Source organism: Neobacillus sp. PS2-9, from assembly GCF_030915525.1.
Classification (GTDB): domain Bacteria; phylum Bacillota; class Bacilli; order Bacillales; family Cytobacillaceae; genus Neobacillus.
The window spans coordinates 2,275,849-2,298,602 of sequence record NZ_CP133269.1 but is presented as its reverse complement, the minus strand read 5'-3'; the positions used below and the strand labels follow the sequence as shown (position 1 = coordinate 2,298,602).

Sequence of the window (22,754 nt, the reverse complement as noted above, 5' to 3'; positions counted from 1 at the left end):
CTTCGCTGAAAAGAGTGATACCCATGGAAGCTATTACCTTTAAAGCATTTGCAATGACAAACGAGATTGATTTAAACCAGATCGCTATTCATTGTGGGATTCCTAAAAAATTCACATGGGAACAACCATTATTTCTTAGAGGACAAATCCTAGAAACCATCTTAGATAAAAAGATAAATGAAACTCAAATGGTACTTGTTTTTTCCTTTGGAAGTATTGTATTCATTAATCATAATCAATCAGAAGAAATTACAAAAGTTTTAAACTTCCTTTATTCTTTCGAACCTGACATTGATATAAAAAATATAGAGAAATATACGGATGATTATTGTCTCCACATTAAAGAATCCCAACCAGTTGAATTGACTGACGAATATGTGGTTGTTCCTATATACGAGAGTTTTTATCCTGAGTTGATATCAACCGTACTTGCCAAATCAGTAGCTCTAGAGAAAACAGAGGAACAGCTGGGAAAGATTCACGATAAACTTGAGACGATGATTGACCGGCTGGAAAAAGGCCGACTCCGAATCGGTAACAAGGAATTAGCAAGGACCACTGCGAAAATTGTCCGTCACGAGTATAATACCCTTGCCTATATTATGATTTTGGATAAACCAGATATGACATGGACTAACAGCACGGCAAACGAATTTTATGATCGAATGACGGGATTCTTTGAATTAAACGACCGTTATAAAATTTTGAAAAGCAAAACGGATATTTTATATAACATCATGGATGGTTTTTCTACTATTAGTCATTCGATCCGAGGACTATTCGTTGAATGGATTATTGTTATTCTTATAGTGGTTGAGATTTTCCTCACCATTTTAGAAAATATATAGGTTGACACTGTATACTTGCCAAATAAGACCGTAGGAAAGAATTTCTCTCCTAAACAACATCAATTCCTACGGACTTATTTTTATGTATACGTGCTATTTTATTAAGTACATTTTTGAGAGTTCAGTGTACCGTAAAAAACTATCAAACATATTATATAAGGAAAACTTTTAGAAAGAGGTGTTACGATTGTCTTATACGATTACAACTGGCTCACATCCTGGACAACCTGGTGCGTGTTTGGCGAAATACAACCATTCTACCCTTCAACATTCTAGCCATAATCCTTCTCAAAACTCCTTTACTTCTCACAATCACTTAGTGCCACCTATTCAACAACCAGGGACAAGTTATGGTTATTATGGAAATCCATCGTGGAGACCGCCTGGGGCTTCCTATCCATTTTATTATTAATCATTAAATGGGCTATTTGATATCAATTATTTATCATCAAGTAGCTCTTCCCACTAATAAGAAAGTAGATTCAACAGGTTAACCCACATGAACATCTTGTATTTCCAAATAAATGTGAATAAGCCAAGGGAAATTCCTGATTCACCCTTTGCACCTCCCTCGCAAACTCCTCTTCCGTATTTGGTACTGATGATAAGGCATCTGCTTTTTCCTGTGTATTGATATGAGCACCAGGAGGAACAAAGCTGCCTTCCTTTAGCTTTACTCCAACTGTGATAACTGCTCCAGTCGAAATAAAGCATCGCTCTACCAATTGTGCGTTATAAACTATCGTCTTAAATCCAATAAAAACATACTCATCAATCTGACATGGTCCATGGATTAATGCTCCATGAGCGCACGATACACCATTGCCAATATAAATCGAATATTGGTTATTATTAACCTTTACGTATTGTTTTTTCAATCCGTGAAGAATCACTCCATCTTGTAAATTACTATTTTTTCCTATATAAAATGGAGTCCCTTCATCCGCACGGATACTGACAAATGGACCGATATACGTATGTGAGTGAATGGATACATCTCCCACAATATAGGTAAATGGACTTAAAAATGCTGTTTTATTTATCTTTGGAAAAATTGGATTGGGATTTACAGTAGTTGGAGGATTGGAACTGACCAAGTAACTATACATATTATATGGACCAATCGGAACTGTTGGCTGGTACCACATTAGGTTTACCCCCTTCAGATGACGGTTTTTAAGTTATTCATACTACAACTGATAGATTTTTATGATTAAGTTCTAAATGAAAGTTATTCTGTAGGAGAGCAGCAGCATTTAAAACTTCAAAGGCAACAAAAAAAGCACCATCTAATTTTTGATGATGCCTAATACAAATTCATTTATGACTTTTTAATTTTATAATTTTTATGATTTACAACCGTAATAAGGGGTTCTCCTTTATCTTTTGAAAAACCGTAATTAACCATTACGGAATTTTCCCTTATTGCGGAAACCTCTCCCTCAAGATCTTTCCCATCTCGTTTAAAGGAAATTACATCGCCAATTTTAGCAGTAGCCATTCCATCACCTCAAATTTATAATATCCAAAAGCTTATAAGGGTAAACTCTTAAAAATAAAACGCTTGCATTTTTTTTAAACTGTTTTATAATACTTGTATACAAGTATACTTGATTTAATAGAAGGTGACAATATGTTGCAAGGACAGGAATCACTCTATCCTCATAAATGGCTTTCAAAAGCTTCCACAGGTGAGCGGATAACTTCTGAACTTAGAATGCGCATTATTTCTGGATTGATTGAAAGCGGTACCATCTTATCAGAAAATAAGTTAGCCACAGACTTTAATGTGAGCCGTTCACCCATTCGTGAAGCATTAAAAGTACTGGCTTCCGAGAATATGATTCGATTAGAAAAAATGGGTGCAGTGGTTATTGGTTTAACAGAGAAGGAAATAGAAGAAATATATGATGTTCGACTATTGATAGAAACGTTTGTATTTGAGCGTTTAGTCAAACTAGAGACAACTGAGTTAGTTCAGGAATTAAGTAAAATCCTTGAAATGATGAAAATTGCCATAAAATATAAAGATGCTGACGAGTTTTCCTTTCAGGATGTCTTATTCCATGAAACGATCATTCGGGCAATTAATCATTCTTATATCTTAATGATTTGGAATAATGCAAAACCTGTTATGGAAGCCTTCATACTTTTATCAATGCGCGTGCGTTTAAAAGAAAAATACGAAGACTTCTCACGAATTGTTGAAAATCATCAGCTATATATTGAAGCCATCAAAACTAAGAATAGAAACCTCATGATTCAATCTTTACACCAAAACTTTGATGATGTTCAAGGTAAAGTAGAAGACCTTTGGATGTCGCAACAAATGCTATCTAAAGGAGTAGTGAGAGAAAATGACTAACTATATGTTAGGTATCGATATTGGTACGACAAGTACTAAAGCAGTATTATTTAGCGAACAAGGCGAAGTGTTTCAGCAAGAAAATATCGGTTACCCTCTTTACACACCTGATATTTCGACTGCTGAACAAGACCCCGAAGAAATTTTTAATGCTGTGACATCTGCAATTGCTAAAATTATGAAACATCATTCTCACAAAAAATTATCGTTTGTTTCTTTCAGTAGTGCGATGCATAGTCTCATTGCCATTGATGAAAATGATGAGCCACTTACACCATGCATTACCTGGGCAGATAATCGAAGTGAAGCATGGGCGCATAAAATTAAAGATGAATTGAACGGGCATGAAGTTTACAAACGAACCGGAACACCGATTCATCCTATGTCACCATTAAGTAAAATCACATGGATAGTGAATGACCGACCTGAAATTGCTACCCAGGCTAAAAAGTATATTGGAATTAAGGAATATATTTTTAAAAAGTACTTCGACCAATATGTAGTTGACTATTCTCTCGCTTCTGCCATGGGTATGATGAATCTCAAAAAACTAGATTGGGACGAGGAAGCTTTAATGATTGCTGGTATTACACGGGATCAGTTATCAACGCTTGTGCCCACAACAGAGATTTTTACAAATTGTAATCCTGAATTAGCTAAACAAATGGGAATTGACCCACAGACTCCTTTTGTAATAGGTGCAAGTGATGGTGTACTTTCTAACCTTGGGGTAAATGCGATTGGAAAAGGCGAGATTGCTGTGACCATTGGGACAAGCGGTGCTATTCGAACCATTATTGATCAACCGCAGACAGATGAAAAAGGCCGTATTTTTTGCTACGCATTAACAGACAAACACTGGGTCATTGGCGGTCCTGTTAATAATGGTGGGATGGTACTTCGCTGGATTAGAGATGAATTTGCTGCATCTGAAGTTGAAACAGCGAAAAGACTTGGTATTGATCCATATGATGTATTAACCAAAATTGCTGAACGCGTAAGACCTGGAGCAGATGGATTACTCTTCCATCCCTTCCTTGCAGGTGAACGAGCACCATTATGGAATCCTGATGTACGCGGTTCATTTTTCGGGCTAACCCTGTCGCATAAGAAAGAACATATGATTCGCGCAGCCCTCGAGGGCGTTATTTTCAATTTATATACTGTATTCTTAGCACTAATTGAATGTATGGAAGGTCCAGTTACACGAATCCAAGCAACTGGTGGCTTTGCCAGATCGGATGTTTGGAGACAAATGATGTCTGATATCTTTGATTTGGAAGTTGTCGTACCAGAGAGTTATGAAAGTTCCTGTTTGGGTGCTTGTATTTTAGGGCTTTATGCAACAGGAAAAATTGATTCATTTGAAGTAGTTTCTGAAATGATTGGCAGTACCCACAAACATGCACCTAAAGAAGAGGCTGCGAAAGAATATCGACAACTGGTACCTATCTTTATTAACTTGTCTAGAGCATTAGAAGAGGACTATACGAGGATTGCCAATTATCAAAGAAGCTTAATAAAGTAATACGGGCCTAAGCGGGGATTTATCTCTAAATTCCCGCTGATGGTTAACATATTTCACATATTTGACAGCGCTTACCAAAGAATATTCAGATGAGGATAACTTTAAGAAATTTTCATTTTTGGTGCTACCACCGCTAAAGCGGAATCTATAAATATAAAACATCATAGGGGGAAATGACAATGCCATTGGTTATTGTAGCAATAGGGATATTAGCTTTACTCGTATTAATTATGGGTTTAAAATTAAACACTTTCGTTTCACTTATCGTGGTCTCATTCGGTGTGGCCATCGCACTTGGAATGAAATTAGATGAAATCATCGCAACAATTGAAGCAGGCTTAGGTGGAACACTCGGACATATAGCATTAATCTTCGGACTTGGAGCCATGTTGGGTAAATTAATAGCCGATTCAGGAGGCGCCCAGCGAATTGCGATGACTCTCGTTAATAAATTTGGTGAAAAGAATATTCAGTGGGCTGTAGTGGCTGCTTCATTCATTATCGGTATTGCTTTATTCTTTGAAGTAGGATTAGTTTTATTGATTCCAATCGTATTTGCCATTTCTAAACAATTGAAAGTTTCTATTCTATACCTTGGTATTCCAATGGGAGCAGCTTTATCTGTCACACACGGATTTTTACCGCCGCATCCAGGACCAACTACCATTGCGGGTGAATTTGGTGCCGATCTTGGCCAAGTATTACTTTACGGTTTCATAATTGCAGTTCCAACAGTCATTATCGCTGGACCTTTGTTTACAAAACTTGCTAAGAAATTAGTTCCTGCATCATTTACAAAAACGGGTGATATCGCCTCTTTAGGTGAACTAAAAACATTTAAACTTGAAGACACACCTGGATTTGGTATCAGTGTATTTACCGCAATGCTTCCTGTTATTTTAATGTCGATTGCTACTATTATTACGTTACTTCAAAAAACAATGGGATTTGCAGATAATAGTTTACTAGCCATTATCCGTTTTGTTGGCGGTGCATCTCCTGCCATGGTGATCTCTTTATTAGTAGCTATTTACACAATGGGATTAGCGAGAAAGATACCGATTAAAAACGTAATGGATTCTTGTACAGAGGCGATTTCACACATTGGCATGATGCTCTTAATCATTGGGGGCGGCGGTGCTTTCAAACAAGTATTAATTAATGGTCATGTAGGTGACTATGTAGCTGAATTATTTAAAGGAACTAATATTTCACCGATTCTACTGGCTTGGATTATTGCAGCAATCTTACGTATTTCATTAGGTTCTGCTACAGTGGCAGCCTTAACCACAGCTGGGTTAGTTATTCCAATGCTTGGTCAAACCGATGTAAACCTAGCTTTAGTTGTTCTTGCAACTGGTGCTGGAAGCCTTATCGCTTCACACGTGAACGACGCTGGTTTCTGGATGTTTAAAGAGTATTTTGGTTTAAGTATGAAAGAAACATTTGCCACTTGGACATTACTTGAGACGATTATTTCGGTAGCTGGACTAGGATTTATTCTAATACTAAGCTTAATCGTATAACAATTTCGGGGACAGTCCCCCACCGCTTTAAAGTGGTGAGGGACTGTCCCCTCTTTATTTATTTTCCGTCTACTACTTCTTTCAAGATTTCATAAGATCGTTTTTGTTTTTCAGGATCATAGATATAGGATACAGCCATGATTTCATCTACTTCATAGTAATTTTGGAATGAAGTCAACTGATGATGGATGGTCTCTTTGCTTCCTAATAGTGTAACACTGGACATAGAGGTAGCCATTTCTTTTTCCATTGGATTCCAAATCTGATCCATATTATCCACTGGCGGTTGTAATGGATTCCTAGAACCACGAACTACATTTAGGAAGAATTGCTGCATGGTTGTAGACAACCATTCGGCTTCATCATCACTCTCTGCGGCAATAACATTTAAACAAACCATCATATATGGTTTATCCAAATACGCTGAAGGCTGGAAACGGCTGCGATATATTTTAATTGCTTCTTCCATGTATCTAGGTGCAAAGTGAGAAGCAAAAACATACGGAAGCCCTAAACTTGCTGCTAAATAAGCTGAATCTGTGGAAGAACCAAGAATATAGAGTGGAATATTTGTCCCCACACCAGGATTGGCTTTCACATAGCTTTGTTGATCCTCTGGACCAAAGAACGTTAGCAGTGCCTTAACATCATCTGGAAAGGTATAAACTGAGTCGTTTTTAGAGCGTCTTAATGCATTAGCCGTCATCATATCTGTACCAGGAGCACGCCCAAGCCCCAAATCCACTCGTCCTGGGTATATTGTCTCCATGGTGCCGAATTGTTCAGCAACCACTAAAGGTGCATGGTTAGGAAGCATAATCCCACCAGACCCCACACGTATGGTATTGGTATGTTCTAATGTATGCTTGATTAGAATAGATGTAGCTGAGCTAACAAGGGTGGGAGTATTATGATGTTCTGCAATCCAATAGCGTTTATACCCCATCTTCTCTACTGCTTGGGCAAGGTCCACCATTGAATTAATCGCTTCTTTCGATGTTTGACCCTCCCGAATCGGAGCTAAATTTAGAACAGAAACTGGTATTTGAATTGATGCCATATTAAATTTGTCCTTTCATTTTGAAAATATATTACTATACTATCAATTGGAGCACAGTAAACAAACTTAAATGCTTACTATCCATGAAAAAGAGGAGGTCATCCCCCCTCTTACATTTTTCCTTGAATTATTAAAAGTTACGTTACAAAATATTTTTTCTAAAGACTATTTACCTTTGTTGCTACTTTGCTGATGTATAGCTACATGTTTTGGCCGTTCGGGGTACGCGCCTTTACCATCATCAGGCCCAGTAAGGTCATTTCTTTGATCCAAGACTTTCCCCGTATACTCTATTGGATGTTTACCAGACATTTCTATCACCTCATATTATTTTCGTTTCTAGTCCTCTAACTCTTCTTTCCTTGAAACTTCATTTTCATTTCTGCTTCACTCATATTTGGATTTTTTCTTGGTGTACTTTTATTTAGTGCTTTTTTTAATTCGACAGTTGCATCATCGTTTGTATTATACTTTCCGTCCATGTGGCTCCCTCCTTTTTGATATTTATTATTAAACGGAATCAACATGTTCATTCCTTTATTAGAGGTTTTCTCTTTATTGACAACATAGAGAGAACATGATATATTTATCTCGAATTCTAGATATATTAATTAAAGGTAATTTATTCTTTCTAGGTATTTCCATCAATTCAGTAGTTATATCAATACAACTTGGCATAATATAGACATACCCAAAATGAAATAATTGGAGGGTTTAATTTGAACGGATTAAAAGGCATTCACCATGTAACAGCTATTACAAGTAGTGCAGAAAAGAATTATGACTTTTTCACCTATGTTTTAGGAATGCGCTTAGTAAAGAAAACAGTCAATCAAGATGATATTCAAACCTACCATTTATTTTTTGCTGATGATAAGGGCAGCCCAGGTACTGATATGACATTCTTTGATTTCCCAGGTATTCCAAAAGGAGTGCACGGGACGAATGAGATATCAAAAACCTCCTTCCGGGTACCTAATGATGCAGCGATAGAGTATTGGGCGGAACGATTTAATCGTTTAAATGTGAAGCACTCAGGAATAAAGGAGTTTTTTGGTAAGAAAACCTTATCCTTTGTAGATTTCGATGACCAACAATACCAATTAATTTCCGATGAAACAAATAAAGGAGTTGCCAGTGGCACTCCTTGGCAAAAGGGGCCAATCCCTTTAGAATACGCCATCACTGGATTGGGACCTATCTTTGTTCGTGTAGCCAATTTCGATTACTTTAAAGAAATGATGGAAAGAGTTCTTTTGTTTAAAGAAATTGCACAAGAGGAAGCTTTTCATTTATTTGAAGTAGGAGAAGGCGGTAACGGTGCCCAAGTAGTTGTGGAATACAATGCAGTACTGCCCCCATCCCAACAAGGCTTTGGTACTGTCCATCATGCAGCATTTCGTGTGGAGGATCGTACGGTTTTAGAAGAATGGATGACTCGGATTGAAGGCTTCGGTTTTGGTACCTCCGGTTTTGTCGACCGGTACTTTTTTGGGTCATTATATGTAAGAGTAGCACCTCAAATCTTATTTGAATTCGCTACAGATGGTCCTGGATTTATGGGAGATGAGCCATACGAAACCCTCGGAGAAAAACTATCTTTGCCCCCATTCTTAGAAACAAAACGTGGCCAAATTGAAAAAATGGTTCGTCCAATTGATACAGTTAGAAGCACAAAAGAATTAGTTAAAGAATATAATTAACACTCAATCACCAAAGGAAGCTTGAGATTCAAACCATCCTCAAGCTTCTTTTTTATATTCAAAGTCTCATCCTTTAATCATTGTTGAAAAAGAACAATTATTTGAATTAAATTCATTACTCTTAACAAATCCCATTTTTTCGTAAAGATGAATGGCCCTCTTATTAAAATTGGCCACAGTTAAGCGGATAGGAAAGTTCTTATATTTTTCTTCAATCAAGTTAAGGATAAATGTACAGTATTCATAGCCATCCCCTTTTCCTGTTTCTTCGGGATGCATTCCAAGTCCAAAATCAATAAAACCATCAACATATGCTCCAAACTGCTGGCCTGTCGGAACCTGGGCAGACTCTCCGACACAAAAAAAACCTATTAAATTTTTTTCAGCGTTAACTACAGCATAATAACTGCCATTCAATAGTTCTTGCAGGGTTTCATTAGTTAATTCATTATTATAAAAATTATATGGATGGTTATATTTCCAACCTAATACTTCTTTAGCATATTGTTTATTCATTTTGTGAGAAATTAGTTGCACTATCAAAACCACCTCTTTATTTTAATTCTTTTCACTATAATATTATATTTATAGATAAATATGGAATTATGACACTTCCCGCCTTGGCTTCTTTTCTTTTTTCTTCCAAATTCCTTGTATAATAATAGAAATTCTGTTATAGTAACAGTCAATTAAATATTTCTTACTTCAATACCATTTGAAGTGAGGATAGAGGCGCAAAAACCATGAGTACACAATTCGAGGAGAATGAGATCCAATGACCATTGTGAAAAGGGGAATTTGCCGAAGCGGAAAGAATCTCATAAATCTTGAAGCTGGTTCTGCTATTGAATAAATACAGAACTGTCATATAGGAAACTATATGGAGGGCTATCTCACGCATGGGAACAATTATTTAATCATGTTTCTAGTGCAGCAGCGAACCCTCGTTGCTGCTTTTTTGCGTTGACTATTAAGGTGCCTTCTCCGTTATAATTCTAAAAAACTATATAAAGGGTGAGAATGATGAATTTTGGCCAAGTTTTAACCGCGATGGTTACGCCGTTTGATCAGCATGGGGAAATTAATTATTTTGCAACAAAAGAACTTATTAACTATTTAATTGCGAATGGTTCTGATGGATTGGTAATTGCCGGAACTACAGGTGAATCTCCCACATTAACAACTGAAGAAAAAGTGGACCTATTTAAATTTGTAGTAGATGTGGTTGATAGCAGAGTTCCTGTCATAGCTGGAACAGGATCCAATAATACAAGAGCCTCTATTAACTTAACAAAGCAAGCTGAAGATGCTGGAGTAGACGGAATTATGCTGGTTGCTCCTTACTACAATAAACCATCTCAAGAAGGATTATATCAACACTTTAAAGCAATCGCCGAATCTACATCACTCCCAGTCATGCTATATAATATCCCAGGACGAAGTGTGATTAATATGACTGTCGAAACAATCGTCCGTTTATCCAAGATTACTAATATTGTTGCTGTCAAAGAAGCTAGTGGGAACCTTGATGCCATGTCCGACATTATTAGCCAAACTCCTAGTGACTTTACACTTTATAGTGGAGACGATGGATTGACTTTACCTGTTTTAGCGATTGGTGGAACAGGAGTGGTCTCTGTTGCATCCCATATCATTGGAAATGAAATGCAGACAATGATCAATAACTTTAAAAATGGCAATCTAAAGGAAGCCGCAGCAGCACATCGTAACCTCCTTCCAATTATAAAAGCATTGTTTGCTGCACCAAGTCCAACACCGGTAAAAGCAGCATTAAAAATGATTGGTGTTCCTGTGGGTGGTGTCCGTTTACCACTTGTCCCATTAACGGATGGAGAACAACAGACATTACAAAATAGCCTCCCAATCAATTTACTAAAGGTACACTGTTAGTAGAGAAGAAAAGTCAAAAAAAGTTAGAAAAACCTCTTCGATTGATTCTATTTCCCTTGAGAATTTGTTATAATTAAGTAGTTTTAACACTATTGAGGGGAAAAAGATTTCATGTCAGTTGAAGTAGGCAGCAAAGTCCAAGGAAAAGTAACAGGAATCACTAATTTTGGAGCATTCGTCGAATTACCTGGAGGTACAACAGGTCTAGTGCATATTAGCGAGGTTGCAGAAAGCTATGTAAAAGATATTAATGACCATCTAAAAGTAGGCGACATGGTTGAAGTTAAAGTAATTAGTGAAAAGGATGGTAAAACTGCCCTATCCATTAAAAAAGCGATAGAAAAACCTGAAACATCATCTTATTCACAACGCCCTGCACGGCAGGGAAGATCTGATAACCGTTCTAAAGACTTCCGTCCAAAAGGGAATTTTAAACCTAAAGAAACATTTGAAGATAAAGTGGCTAAGTTCTTGAAGTCTAGCGAGGAAAATTTATCTTCTCTTAAGCGCAACACAGAAACAAAACGCGGTGGTCGAGGCGGAAGACGCGGATAACATCTACGTTTAAAGAATTGTTCATATAGAAAAAGAGGTTGATCCTAAAGGGGCAACCTCTTCTTTGCATATTCCCTACGATAAAACTGATTTAACACTATTTTTAAATTGAACCTCTTCAATTGCCGGGTCAACGGTAACCTGATTACCTACTACCATTATATACTCCTCAGGTATTTTTGAGCCAATAATTACCCCTTTCTTAATCAAAGATTGACTTCCTACTACAGAATTCTCCAACCAAACATTTTCTTCAACTACGGTATGAGGTAAGATTACCGAGTTTTTTATATGTGCCCCCTTTCCAATTTTCACACCATTAAATATAACTGCCCTTTCAACTGAACCACTTATTTCGCAGCCATCACTTATTAAACTATGGTGTACTTTGGCATTCCCGTCTATAAATGAAGGTGGCTCATTATTTTCAACACTATAAATTTTCCATTCTGGAGTTTGTTGGAAAATATTTGTTTCTATATTTAAAAGATCCAAATTTGCCTCCCAAAAGCTTCTAATCGTTCCCACATCTCTCCAGTACCCTTGAAATAAGAAGGATGACAAATGAAATCCCTCGTCCAGCATGGAGGGAATAATATCCTTTCCAAAATCTCTGTGTGTAAATTCCTTTTGTTCTTCCTTAATCAAAGTGTCTTTTAGAATAGGCCAATTAAAAATGTATATTCCCATCGATATTAAATTGGTAGTGGGCTTTTGCGGTTTTTCATTAAATGCTAGAATTTTATTTGACCGCTTATCAATTTCTAGTACACCGAATTGGTGTGCACTTTCCCATGGAACTTCTATCACTGCAATGGTACAATCAGCATTTGTTTCAATGTGATGCTGCAGCATCTCTCTATAATCCATCTTATAAACTTGGTCAGCTGACAGAATGAGAATATAGTCAGGATTGTGTTGCTCGATGAATTGAAAGTTTTGATATACTGCATGTGCCGTACCCTCATACCACTCCACACCTGAACCGTCCCGTTGATATGGTGGAAGGATTATTAATCCACCATATCTGTCTGCAAGCTTCCATTGATTACATTGACCAATATGCGAATGTAATACCAGGGGCTTATATTGAGTTAAAATCCCTACAGTTTCTATCCCTGAGTTTTTGCAATTACTTAAGGCAAAGTCAATGATACGATATTTACCACCAAACGGCACAGCTGGCTTTACGATCGTTTTTGTAAGTAGATTAAGTCTTGTCCCCCTACCTCCCGCTAACAGCATGGCTATCCAATTTGGTTTATTCATTGTTCTCCTCCTTCCATTGGTTTTGTATTTGTGTTTATACTCCTATTATCACCTGATTTTTCCATTTAAGCGGCTTACATGTTACATCTCTGTGAAAAGTACTTATTATTTTATCGACACCCTCTTAAAGAAATAGTACGCAATATGGCTGTTTTTGTCCGAATGTTGACGGAATTAAAAAAGGATCCTAGAGATAGGAACCTTTTTTAGGGTATTTTTATACAGTAGTTTTAAATTCGAATACTAAAATCTATCTAATACCCGTTTTCATTATAGATTGAACAATCTTTGGCTCTTGATATGGTACATCTTTTTTGCTATATGCATGCCAATAAGCCATTGCAATAAACACGGATCCTCCTACTGCATTACCTAAGAGAACCGGAACAAAATTGTTAATATACTGCGTCCAAGAAAAATGACCTGCAAAAATCGCAGCAGGAATGACAAACATATTGGCTACTACGTGTTGAAACCCAATTGCCACAAAAGCCATCGTTGGAAACCAAATCCCAACTATTTTCCCTGTCATATCGTTGGCTCCATACGAAAGCCAGACCGCGGAAGCAACCAACCAGTTACAACCTATACCTGAAACAAAGGCTTGGAGAAATGATGCTTCAAGTTTATGCTCTGCAATACTAACCGTTTTTTCTAAAAATGGACCAGTTTCAGTTAGACCTACTAAATGACCAAAGAAATAGGCGACAAAAATAGCTCCTAGAAAGTTACTAATTGTCACAAGAAACCAATTTATAATGACCTTACTAGTAGAAACCTTTCTTGCCATCCTTGCAAGCGGCACAGCCATCATATTACCTGTTAATAACTCGCCTCCTGCAAGTAAAGTAAGAATTAATCCAATAGGAAATACAGATGCGCCAATCAAGCTGCTTAATCCTTCCAAATTGATTGATAAGCTTGCTGTCACACGTATGCAAAGTAAATATCCCAGCGCAATAAATGCACCTGCTTCAAAACCTAAAATTAACGTCTGCAATGGAGAGTTTTTAGTTTTCTTCGTACCATTCTCTATGGTTATTTCCATAATTTGATCTGGTTTACTATAGGCCATAAGGTGTTACTCCTTTTTTAATAAAATTCTTTTATTTGTGATGTTCTTAACATACTTTTATTTTATCGCACTTTAATCCTTATTCCAGTGAACGTTTCTTTAACAATTATTAAACGTTTTCGATATTTTTTCTAAATCAGCAAAAAGATTTTATTCCTGTGAAATATTTGTTATAATGAAGTGGTTTTAACATTATTGAGGGGGAAATATATTTCTATGTCAGTTGAAATAGGCAGCAAAGTACAAGGAAAAGTAACAGGAATCACTAATTTTGGAGCATTCGTAGAATTGCCTGGCGGTACAACGGGTCTTGTGCATATAAGTGAAGTTGCGGAAAGCTATGTTAAGGATATTAATGACCACCTTAAAGTAGGCGACATGGTTGAAGTAAAGGTAATTAGTGAGAAAGACGGAAAAACTGCCTTATCCATTAAAAAAGCAATCGATAGACCGGAAAGTCAAACCTCTTCTTACTCACAACGCCCAGCAAGGCAAGGGAGATCTGACAACCGTTCTAAAGATTTTCGTCCAAAAAGCAATTTCAAACCTAAAGAATCATTTGAAGATAAAATGGTTAAGTTTTTAAAGTCTAGTGAAGAAAATTTATCTTCACTTAAACGCAACACAGAAACAAAGCGTGGCGGCCGAGGCGGAAGACGCGGATAACTGACTCGTAGTAACTATATAACCAAAGAGAAGAGCTGACTGTTTCTAGTCAGCTCTTCTTTTTGGGAAATGATTAGTTCTCTCAATACTTTTCCAAATAGAAATTAAATTCTATAGTTTTTTCCAAATTTTTTAATTGCAAAGAACGTAAAGACGGATAAAGTAATAATAGTCCATAACAAGGAGATCTGTGGATTGATATCACTTACTACAAATAAGGAAGGAATTTTCCCAAAGACTGCATCATCCATGGTTAAAAACCAACCAAGAAACATATTATTTGCCGCATGGGCACCAATCGTTATTTCTGCGCTATTTGTTTTTGCAGTAATGTAACACCACACTATTCCAGAAAGTACATAATCACTACCCACAAAAAATGCTGAATAATTCATTTCCGGGTTACTGAAATGAAGCATACCAAAAATAGAACCTACAATGATTGATAATAATAGTGAATGATTAATCTTTCGACCAAACCACTGCATTAGGTAGCCCCTAAAAAACACCTCTTCCGCTGTTGTTTGCATAGGTGTTAAGATTAAAACAAAGAAAAACAGCTTAAGAAAGTCCTCCCATTTAATATTATTGAATGCATAATCTCCTGGATTGAAAATAAAATCAATCAGTGTCGTTCCGGAAACTAAGCAAAAAAACAAGCTGAATCCCCAAAAAATTCTCATCCAGTTTATTTTTTTATTAGGAGTGATGAGAGTTTTGAATGTTCGTTTATGAATCAGCCTAATGGTAATAACTAAACCCAGTAGCCAAAAAACATAATTAATATGTGTCAAAACAAAATCATATAGCGGATTAACATGAACACCCACCAACTCAATTCTATCGAAATAAGAATTTGGATCTCCATCTGCCTCAGCAAATGCACTTAAAGCAAAAAGGTACATTATACCCCCTAAGAAAATAAAAAAAACTATAATGACAAATGATAATAAAAACCTTTTCCAATTGTTTTTTCCTTGGTTCATTTTAATAAAATTTTGTTGCAAAACCTCTCCCCCTAAACCGATCTACAAGAATTTATTCTTAAGTTCTCCCTTATTAATTTTGTTGCTTATTATTATATCTTCTTCCAAAAAAATACACACGAGAAATGTTTTAACAAATCTCGTGTGTATATGACTATCTTGTTTACTTAAACTTCTCTGGAAACTGCTTTACAATCCCATCAGTTAGTATTTCACCCATATGGATAAGATGTTCTTCGTTCGTGTCAGCTGTTTTTATATCACCAGCCCAATCCCCTTTTAACCGATCCACTACTTCATCTGTTGTTAACTTTAAATGAGTATAAAACATTTCTGTTAAACCTTTTTTAGACCAATTTGGGTTGGCACTTGTTAGGAATGCCACAATTTCATCTGCGTTTCGATACCAGGTTTTATTTAATTGTTCCACACTTGCTTGGTCATTTTTTTTGGCCGCCTCGATTATCTTACCAGCTATCATAATATGTTCCTTCAATAAAATAGTAAGCTTGTTTCCTGCCTCTTGACCGTAATAAGGTTTAATGATATTTCCTAGATCCTCTTGATTATTCAGTAGTCTTTCTAGTACAGCATTTTGATCCTTGAGCCCTGCTATATTTGACACAATGAATTCTCTTGTCCACCAGGCATGTTCTACCCACAGTTTTTGCATTGGATATTTTAGATTGATGACAGATTCAGTTATACATATCTTCTTTACTGGTGTTCTTACCTGTGCCCCAACATTAGTTGTGTTGATCATGGCAAGAAAGATAATAATTGTAATCGTTAGTATCTTCTTTTTCATGGTTGTTTTCTCCTCTTTGTCTGTACTATTCGGTATTAGTATTAATGACTTCTTTTATCTTATGCTTCTAGGCACCATAAATTTTGGCAACCCACTTTTTGTATAAATTCTGATATAGTAGTTTATAGAGAAGAATGGAAAGGATTTATGACAACCATGAAATGTTTATCAATAGATTTAGATGGTACATTATTAAATTCCAAGCAAGAAATTACTGAAGAGAATGTGAAAGCATTGAACGAATTGCAAGAACGAGGGCACTGCGTTATCTTAAATACAGGACGTGCTTACGCAGATGTGATTAAATTACCGGCAGTACAAAATATGGAGGTTCCTATCTTTTGTATCAATGGTTCTGTTTTATATTCTGCATCAAGAGAGGTACTGTATGAAGCAACTCTTCCTGTTTCCATTTATCAAGAAATGTTTTCAATTTTAATAGAATTAGGGGTAGGAATTCTTGTTTATACAAATTACGGTGGCTTTCCGTCTACCTTGCCTCCTTTACATGGCAAAAGTAAAGAAGAGCTAAATATTCTTTTTCAAAAATTCAATTATGATGGAATTTTGGAAAAGGAACAATTAAAAATCTATAAAGTAATTGCTTTGGTCCATCCCGAGCAACAAGAACGTGTAGAGGAAATAAAAACTGCATTAGCTGGCAAATTTCCGATATCTATGGCATCATCTTTTCCCAATAATGTCGAGATTACCTCCAATGAAGCACATAAGGGGAAGGCTTTATTGCGTTACCAACAGATGATGAACCTTTCGTTTGAAGATATTATTGCATTTGGTGATGGCGGCAACGATTTGGCACAGTTTGAGGTGGCCAGCACATCGGTTGCAATGGGGAATGCCCCTCTCCATGTTCAACAAAAGGCCAATCTCATTACAAAAACAAATGATGAAGATGGCTTTGCTTATGCTGTACGTCATCTATTACAATTATTACCCAATGATAAAGAAGAATTGGTATTTTAATATGTTTAAATAATACAAGCTGCCCATAAGGTGGCTTGTATTTATATATGGAAATATTAGTTTACATAATAATATTATAAATAACTTATTGTTTTGTAGTTTTTAATAAAGGTAACGGACTAAAGGTGTCATTTTGAACGAGGAAAGACATATCATTTCTACTAAGGGGGGATTTTTATGACCAATGAATTCGCAAATAACACGTCTTCAAAAACATCGATTATACTTGGTGTGATTTTTGGAGTAATCGGGATTGGTATTTTGTTTTTTCATCTTTTGCTAGGTTTAATTTTCATTGTTTTAGGAGTTATCATTTTTTTATTAATGCGATTCTTTGCGAATGACACCAAGGTTTCTTGTTATGATACAGGTTTTAGTGTAACCATTGTAAATAAAAGGAAAGGTACCAATGTTTATAACTACAAATGGGAGGATGTAACTGAGACACTCTTTTACGAGAAGGATTCTGGGGGAGAAAATAACACAACCACTTCTTATTTTATGGTTAAATCAGTAAATGGAACTGCATTTAATCTATATAAAATGAAGAACTTCGCCCTATTAATTCAGCTTTTCAATCAACAGACAGAGCATCTTCCATACATTTGGGAAAAACCAAAGGGAAAACATCAAACCACATATTCAAAACAGCCTCGTAGTTCTTTCTGAAAAATCAATTACTAAACAATTCATTTATATAAAAAAAGCTACTAGGTTATGTCGGGACGAAATTCTATTTTTCAACATAACCTGAGTAGCTTTTCGATTTTTATAATTTTATTATGTTTAAGCCTTTTTTTCAAAATTTACATATTTCTTGTGTTATTTTAGGTCTTCCTACTCCTTACATTATTTATTCTAGTCCGGCCTCTTCCATCGAAATCCTAGTTAAGGCTGACCAGTCTTGATTCTCTCGGCCCTTTGCTACAGAAGCAAGGAGACGATTATGTACTAAGTTAGCAAGTGGCATCGGGGTTTTTGTTGCGGTTGCTTCCTCCAGGACAAGATTGCAATCTTTTAGACCAAGTGATAGCTGAAAACCTGCAGGTTCAAACCTTTTCTTAGCAATCATCTGACCGTATCCTTGATAGACTGTACAGTTAAATAAGGTTGACGCATAAACCTCTGCAGCTAACTCTCGATCAATTCCATTTTTCTCTGCTAAATTAAAAGACTCTGCCATCGCCTCCATGGCAGCCATAATCATAAAGTTACCACCCAGCTTTATCACATTGGCAGCCCCCGGTTCTTCACCAATATCAAAAATCCGCTGCCCTAGAGCTTCTTGCACTGGCTTGACACGCTCTTTAGCTTCAAGTGGACCAGATGAGAGGATATTTAGTTTTTGAGCTGTCGCTGCCTCAGGTCGACCAAAAACAGGGGATGCTACCAAATAACTGCCATGCTGTTGATGAGATGCTGCTAGTTTCTTTGATGTCTCGGGAGATACGGTGCTCATTGATAAGTGAATACCACCAGCACCTAACTTTTGAGCAAATCCATCAGGCCCCAAGACAATCTCTTCGAGTGCCTGGTCGTTCGACACCATGGTGATCACTATTCCACCAGTGGTAACTGCATCACATAATTTATTTACCTGCTGAGCCCCTGCTTCCACTACAGCAACTGCTTTACTAGGTGTACGGTTATACACCTTTACCTTATATCCTGCTTTTAAAAGATTCAAAACCATTGGTTGTCCCATGTTACCAAGACCGATAAAGCCCACTTCTTTTGTCATCTTAAGTGCCTCCTTTATAATATATCTTTACAACCCATAATATAGATGGTTATTTCCCACTGCAATTGTTAAGTATAACAAAAAAAGCCACTAAAGGTCATAGCTGAACTGCACCCGAATTGTTAGACACACAGCTAACAATTGGAGGTGCAGTTTTTATATGTCTAAATTTACTATTGAGGAAAAACTAGAAGCAGTTATTCGATATCACCAGGGATCGGAAGGGGTAAAATTTATAGCTAAATCCATAGGAGTACATCATACTGTCTTACTAAATTGGATAAAACAATATGAACACCACGGTGAAGATGCCTTTAAAAATCCCTATACATCCTACACAACAGAGTTTAAACTAGACGTACTAAATTATATAAAAGAGACAGGGACGTCTATAAGGGAAACTGCTGCAATTTTTAATATTGCAACACATAGCACCATTCAAAAATGGTTAAAAGGTTTCGAATCAAATGGAATAGATGCCCTAAAAACAACACAAAAGGGGCGTTCACCTATGAAAAAGGAAACAAACAAACCTCAACCAGTGGAAGGATCTGACGAAGCACTAAGAGCTGAAAATGAGCGTTTACGTATGGAGATTGCTTACTTAAAAAAGTTACAAGCCTTAATTCAAGAAAAGGAAAAATTACAGAACAGGACAAAGCGCAAATAATCTATGAATTAAGGCATGAATTTAAAGTAATCGATCTAGTAAAGGTCGCTGGTATGGCGCGTAGTACGTATTACTATTGGGTTAAACAAATGGATCGTCCAGATAAGTATAAGGAGGTCAAAGAATTGATTCAGGAGATCTTTGATGAACATCAAGGACGTTATGGATATCGTCGAATCACATTAGAATTGCGTAAACGGGACTTAAAAATTAATCATAAAACAGTCCGACACTTGATGAATGAAATGGGGATAAAATGTCTTGTACGCATGAAAAAATATCGTTCTTATCGTGGAAATGTAGGGAAAATTGCCCCTAATATTTTGGAGCGCAATTTTAAAGCGTCAAAGCCAAATGAGAAGTGGGTAACAGATGTAACAGAATTCCATTTACACGGAGAAAAGCTATATTTATCCCCCGTTTTAGATTTATACAACGGAGAAATCATCGCTTATAACATAGAAAAACGTCCTGTTTATCTACTTGTTTCAAAAATGTTGGACAAAGCTTTTGAGCGTTTAGCAGAGGGAGACGCCCCCATTCTCCATTCTGACCAAGGTTGGCACTATCAAATGAAGCATTACCAACATGCATTAAAAGAACATGGTATTACTCAAAGTATGTCACGTAAGGGGAATTGTTTAGATAATGCGGTCATGGAGAATTTCTTTGGCCTATTAAAGTCTGAACTACTCTATTTAAAAGATTTTGAAAGTATGGAGCATTTTAAAGTAGAATTAGAGAAATATATTTATTACTATAATCACAAACGAATTAAGGTAAAACTAGAGGGCATGAGTCCAGTCCAATACCGAACTCATGCCCAAGTAGCTGCCTAAATTTATTTGTCCAACTTTTCGGGTTCAGATCATAGGAGACCTTTAGTGGCTTTTTTCAGCTATTTCGGTCCTGTAGAACCACTAAAGGTCTATTGTAGTTGGTATTAAAATAAATGTGGAATATTCATCAATGGAGGAATGAGCAGCGCAGCCCAGATAAGGGTAATGAAGGCCGCAAAAATCATCGCTAAGGATGAAAACGTTGCTTCCTGTTCACCGTACTCTAACGCTTTATTAGTCCCAGCTCCATGTGCCCCCATCCCTAATGCGAGCCCTTTGGCAATAGGGGTTTTGATTGACAGAGTTTTAAGAACCATCGGACCGACAACACCGCCAATTACACCGGTTAAAATGACAAAAACAGTTGTCAGGGTTGGCAATCCACCAATTTCTTTTGATACTTCAATCGCAATTGGAGTCGTGATAGACCTTGGAAGGATGGAAGTGACGAAATCATAGTTCAAGTGGATTAATTTTGAAAGTCCTAAGGTTGACAAAATAGCCACGAGTGAACCTGAAGTAATACTAATGATAATAGTACCGATATACTTTTTAATAATCGATAAATTTTTGTATATGGGTACCGCAAAGGCAACAGTGGCTGGACCCAATAGATGAGTTAGCCACTTAGATGCCTCCAGGTATTGAGTAGCTGGTACATGTGTAATCGATATAAGAACAATTAATAAGATAGGTGCAAGCAGTAACGGATGAAAAAACGGAAGTGCCATTTTGGTATAGGTTCTTTTGGCAAACCGATAGACAAGATAGGTTATGACCGTAAATAGTACCGTCATCAATGCTGCTCACTCCTTTTACGCCCTGATATTTTTTCAGCAATTAGTGCAGTCATTCCCATAACTATTGCTGTACTAATGGCAATTAAAACAACAATTTCCGCACCCTGAAGGCTAATAATTTCATCATAATTTACTATTCCAACTGCGGATGGAATAAAAAATAACAGCAACTCAGCCATCAGCCAACTTGCCCCTTTTTCCACCCATTCCAATTTAATAATTTTGAAATAAAGTGCTAGAAAAAGAAGAGCTAATCCGAACATAGAAGCGGGAATTGGAAGAGGAATCAATTCCTTTAGTGCCACACCAAGAAATAAAAAAACATGTAAAAATAAAACTTGTATCACTATTACTCCTAGTTACATTGTGTACTTCCTTTCTAAATATGAAAAAGGGAGCAAATAATCTCCCTTTTGTTTCCTTGAATTCACTATTAGTAATAGTACAGCGATATTTACCATTCGTAAAATACATATTTAGAATGTTTTTCATAACTCAAAGTTATAATGGTTCTTTTAGAATGAAATCAATAAAGGTTCTCCCCGCGTTAGAAATGTAGCGGTCTTTTTTTGTAATGACAGCTAGTTTCCACATAATATTATCCTGAAGTTTAATTACCTGTAAATCCGAATTAAAAGCCCGGTTGCAGATCGATTGTGGAAGGATAGTAATCCCAAGGTTTGCTGCAACCATCTCCGTCATCAGGTCCCATTGAGAACTTTTGAATAAAATTTTAGGTTCAAAACCAACAGCAATGAAATGATTTCTCATTATTTGATTTAAAGCAAATTCCTCATGATAAAAAATAAACTCTTCTTCCCTTAATTCCTTTAACTCCACCTCTACACGATCTGATAAATGATGATCTTTGTAAACCACTAGCCTCATCTCTTCCTCTACGATGGGATAAACCGAAAATTGCTGTTCATCGATTGGAAGTACAGCAACACCCAGTTCAAATTCACCTTCTTCCACACTTTTTACGACTCTTGCACCACCATACTCTGTAATATTTAATTCTATATTCGGAAAAGCATGATGAAATTTGGCCATGACCCTTGGAAAAAAAAGGCTTCCAATAAATGGAGGTAATCCAATATTGATTTGACCTCTTGATAAGTTCGTCATATCAATTAAAGTAGTTTTCATTTCATCTACTAAGACGGTCATCCTTAGAGCATATTCGAGGACCACCTTCCCTGCATCTGTAAGGTCACTTGTCTTGTTGGTCCTAATAATCAATTTCATGCCCAGTTCATCTTCTAGTGCCATTAGAGACTTGCTCAATGCTGGCTGAGAAATATGCATATTCTCTGCTGCTTTTGTAATGCTTTTATGCTTAGCTACCTCAATAAATAATCTTAACTGCCGTAATTCCAATGAAAACACCTCCATTTTCAGTAACAGTAACTAATTTTTA

Annotated in this window: 26 protein-coding genes and 1 riboswitch; of the genes, 12 read left to right on the top strand and 14 right to left on the bottom strand. The window is 36.5% G+C overall.

Annotation, left to right across the window (positions count from 1 at the left end):
• The first annotated feature begins 23 nt into the window (after positions 1-23).
• Together RCG25_RS11570 and RCG25_RS11565 are read left to right on the top strand one after the other, a co-directional pair.
• Positions 24-848: an RMD1 family protein gene (locus tag RCG25_RS11570; RefSeq protein WP_308083795.1), complete on the top strand. Its 825-nt coding sequence runs from the start codon at positions 24-26 to the stop codon at positions 846-848.
• Between the two features lie 187 nt (positions 849-1,035).
• Positions 1,036-1,260, top strand: coding sequence for a hypothetical protein (locus tag RCG25_RS11565; RefSeq protein ID WP_308083794.1), 225 nt, complete (start codon positions 1,036-1,038; stop codon positions 1,258-1,260).
• Between the two features lie 70 nt (positions 1,261-1,330).
• Here RCG25_RS11565 and RCG25_RS11560 read toward each other — a convergent pair whose 3' ends face one another.
• Both RCG25_RS11560 and RCG25_RS11555 read right to left on the bottom strand, forming a co-directional pair.
• Positions 1,331-1,996, bottom strand: coding sequence for an LbetaH domain-containing protein (locus RCG25_RS11560; protein ID WP_308083793.1), 666 nt, complete (start codon positions 1,994-1,996; stop codon positions 1,331-1,333).
• 173 nt (positions 1,997-2,169) lie between these two features.
• Positions 2,170-2,349 carry a DUF2187 family protein gene (locus tag RCG25_RS11555; protein WP_308083792.1) on the bottom strand — a complete coding sequence of 60 codons (180 nt, stop codon included), beginning with the start codon at positions 2,347-2,349 and terminating at the stop codon, positions 2,170-2,172.
• Between the two features lie 132 nt (positions 2,350-2,481).
• Between RCG25_RS11555 and RCG25_RS11550 the strand changes: the two genes are divergently transcribed.
• From RCG25_RS11550 to RCG25_RS11540, 3 genes are all read left to right on the top strand, one after another.
• Positions 2,482-3,213: a GntR family transcriptional regulator gene (locus RCG25_RS11550; protein ID WP_308083791.1), complete on the top strand. Its 732-nt coding sequence runs from the start codon at positions 2,482-2,484 to the stop codon at positions 3,211-3,213.
• Positions 3,206-4,741, top strand: a complete 1,536-nt coding sequence (gene gntK, locus RCG25_RS11545) for a gluconokinase (RefSeq protein ID WP_308083790.1) — start codon at positions 3,206-3,208, stop codon at positions 4,739-4,741. Before RCG25_RS11550 ends, gntK begins: the two co-directional genes overlap by 8 nt.
• Before the next feature lie 179 nt (positions 4,742-4,920).
• On the top strand, positions 4,921-6,267 hold the full coding sequence (locus RCG25_RS11540) for a GntP family permease (protein ID WP_308083789.1): 1,347 nt from the start codon (positions 4,921-4,923) through the stop codon (positions 6,265-6,267).
• Positions 6,268-6,325: 58 nt separating this feature from the next.
• Here the strand turns inward: RCG25_RS11540 and RCG25_RS11535 are convergent, their stop codons facing one another.
• The 3 genes from RCG25_RS11535 to RCG25_RS11525 all read right to left on the bottom strand — a co-directional run bounded on the left by RCG25_RS11535 (position 6,326) and on the right by RCG25_RS11525 (position 7,809).
• A complete protein-coding gene (locus RCG25_RS11535) occupies positions 6,326-7,327 on the bottom strand; it encodes an LLM class flavin-dependent oxidoreductase (protein WP_308083788.1) in 1,002 nt (333 codons plus the stop codon).
• 165 nt (positions 7,328-7,492) lie between these two features.
• Positions 7,493-7,639, bottom strand: coding sequence for a hypothetical protein (locus RCG25_RS11530; protein ID WP_308083787.1), 147 nt, complete (start codon positions 7,637-7,639; stop codon positions 7,493-7,495).
• Positions 7,640-7,674: 35 nt separating this feature from the next.
• A complete protein-coding gene (locus RCG25_RS11525) occupies positions 7,675-7,809 on the bottom strand; it encodes a hypothetical protein (RefSeq protein WP_308083786.1) in 135 nt (44 codons plus the stop codon).
• 237 nt (positions 7,810-8,046) lie between these two features.
• Between RCG25_RS11525 and RCG25_RS11520 the strand changes: the two genes are divergently transcribed.
• Positions 8,047-9,030 carry a ring-cleaving dioxygenase gene (locus tag RCG25_RS11520; protein WP_374121045.1) on the top strand — a complete coding sequence of 328 codons (984 nt, stop codon included), beginning with the start codon at positions 8,047-8,049 and terminating at the stop codon, positions 9,028-9,030.
• 66 nt (positions 9,031-9,096) lie between these two features.
• Here the strand turns inward: RCG25_RS11520 and RCG25_RS11515 are convergent, their stop codons facing one another.
• Positions 9,097-9,567 (bottom strand): GNAT family N-acetyltransferase, encoded by a 471-nt coding sequence (locus RCG25_RS11515; RefSeq protein ID WP_308083785.1) that lies wholly within the window; start codon positions 9,565-9,567, stop codon positions 9,097-9,099.
• Between the two features lie 182 nt (positions 9,568-9,749).
• Positions 9,750-9,929, top strand: a riboswitch (Lysine riboswitch).
• 121 nt (positions 9,930-10,050) lie between these two features.
• Here RCG25_RS11515 and dapA point away from each other — a divergent pair.
• The gene (gene dapA / locus RCG25_RS11510; protein ID WP_308083784.1) at positions 10,051-10,941 is read left to right on the top strand and encodes a 4-hydroxy-tetrahydrodipicolinate synthase; all 891 of its coding nucleotides are present in this window, start codon (positions 10,051-10,053) and stop codon (positions 10,939-10,941) included.
• A gap of 111 nt (positions 10,942-11,052) precedes the next feature.
• On the top strand, positions 11,053-11,496 hold the full coding sequence (locus RCG25_RS11505) for a S1 domain-containing RNA-binding protein (protein WP_308083783.1): 444 nt from the start codon (positions 11,053-11,055) through the stop codon (positions 11,494-11,496).
• 75 nt (positions 11,497-11,571) lie between these two features.
• On the opposite strand, the gene RCG25_RS11500 is transcribed toward RCG25_RS11505, so the two are convergent.
• Positions 11,572-12,765 carry a glucose-1-phosphate adenylyltransferase gene (locus tag RCG25_RS11500; RefSeq protein WP_308083782.1) on the bottom strand — a complete coding sequence of 398 codons (1,194 nt, stop codon included), beginning with the start codon at positions 12,763-12,765 and terminating at the stop codon, positions 11,572-11,574.
• A gap of 250 nt (positions 12,766-13,015) precedes the next feature.
• On the bottom strand, positions 13,016-13,840 hold the full coding sequence (locus RCG25_RS11495; protein WP_308083781.1) for a formate/nitrite transporter family protein: 825 nt from the start codon (positions 13,838-13,840) through the stop codon (positions 13,016-13,018).
• A 216-nt stretch (positions 13,841-14,056) separates the two neighbouring features.
• Between RCG25_RS11495 and RCG25_RS11490 the strand changes: the two genes are divergently transcribed.
• A complete protein-coding gene (locus RCG25_RS11490; protein ID WP_308083780.1) occupies positions 14,057-14,506 on the top strand; it encodes a S1 domain-containing RNA-binding protein in 450 nt (149 codons plus the stop codon).
• A gap of 104 nt (positions 14,507-14,610) precedes the next feature.
• Here the strand turns inward: RCG25_RS11490 and RCG25_RS11485 are convergent, their stop codons facing one another.
• Entirely contained in the window at positions 14,611-15,411 is an 801-nt protein-coding gene (locus tag RCG25_RS11485) for a CPBP family intramembrane glutamic endopeptidase (RefSeq protein ID WP_308083779.1), read from the bottom strand.
• Between the two features lie 244 nt (positions 15,412-15,655).
• Positions 15,656-16,300: a glycosyltransferase gene (locus tag RCG25_RS11480; RefSeq protein WP_308083778.1), complete on the bottom strand. Its 645-nt coding sequence runs from the start codon at positions 16,298-16,300 to the stop codon at positions 15,656-15,658.
• Between the two features lie 147 nt (positions 16,301-16,447).
• Between RCG25_RS11480 and RCG25_RS11475 the strand changes: the two genes are divergently transcribed.
• Positions 16,448-17,284: an HAD family hydrolase gene (locus RCG25_RS11475; protein ID WP_308083777.1), complete on the top strand. Its 837-nt coding sequence runs from the start codon at positions 16,448-16,450 to the stop codon at positions 17,282-17,284.
• A 177-nt stretch (positions 17,285-17,461) separates the two neighbouring features.
• A complete protein-coding gene (locus RCG25_RS11470; RefSeq protein WP_308083776.1) occupies positions 17,462-17,953 on the top strand; it encodes a hypothetical protein in 492 nt (163 codons plus the stop codon).
• Positions 17,954-18,137: 184 nt separating this feature from the next.
• On the opposite strand, the gene RCG25_RS11465 is transcribed toward RCG25_RS11470, so the two are convergent.
• The gene (locus tag RCG25_RS11465) at positions 18,138-19,025 is read right to left on the bottom strand and encodes an NAD(P)-dependent oxidoreductase (protein WP_308083775.1); all 888 of its coding nucleotides are present in this window, start codon (positions 19,023-19,025) and stop codon (positions 18,138-18,140) included.
• 160 nt (positions 19,026-19,185) lie between these two features.
• Between RCG25_RS11465 and RCG25_RS11460 the strand changes: the two genes are divergently transcribed.
• Positions 19,186-20,534 (top strand): IS3 family transposase gene (locus RCG25_RS11460; RefSeq protein WP_308080502.1). Its coding sequence is split into 2 segments (ribosomal slippage): positions 19,186-19,645 and positions 19,645-20,534, totalling 1,350 coding nucleotides; the frame shifts between segments, so codons are not numbered across the junction.
• 104 nt (positions 20,535-20,638) lie between these two features.
• On the opposite strand, the gene RCG25_RS11455 is transcribed toward RCG25_RS11460, so the two are convergent.
• The 3 genes from RCG25_RS11455 to RCG25_RS11445 form a co-directional block, all read right to left on the bottom strand.
• On the bottom strand, positions 20,639-21,331 hold the full coding sequence (locus RCG25_RS11455; protein WP_308084159.1) for an LrgB family protein: 693 nt from the start codon (positions 21,329-21,331) through the stop codon (positions 20,639-20,641).
• Positions 21,331-21,681, bottom strand: a complete 351-nt coding sequence (locus RCG25_RS11450; protein WP_308083774.1) for a CidA/LrgA family protein — start codon at positions 21,679-21,681, stop codon at positions 21,331-21,333. Before RCG25_RS11450 ends, RCG25_RS11455 begins: the two co-directional genes overlap by 1 nt.
• Positions 21,682-21,835: 154 nt before the next feature.
• Positions 21,836-22,723 carry a LysR family transcriptional regulator gene (locus tag RCG25_RS11445; RefSeq protein WP_308084158.1) on the bottom strand — a complete coding sequence of 296 codons (888 nt, stop codon included), beginning with the start codon at positions 22,721-22,723 and terminating at the stop codon, positions 21,836-21,838.
• Positions 22,724-22,754 lie beyond the last annotated feature (31 nt).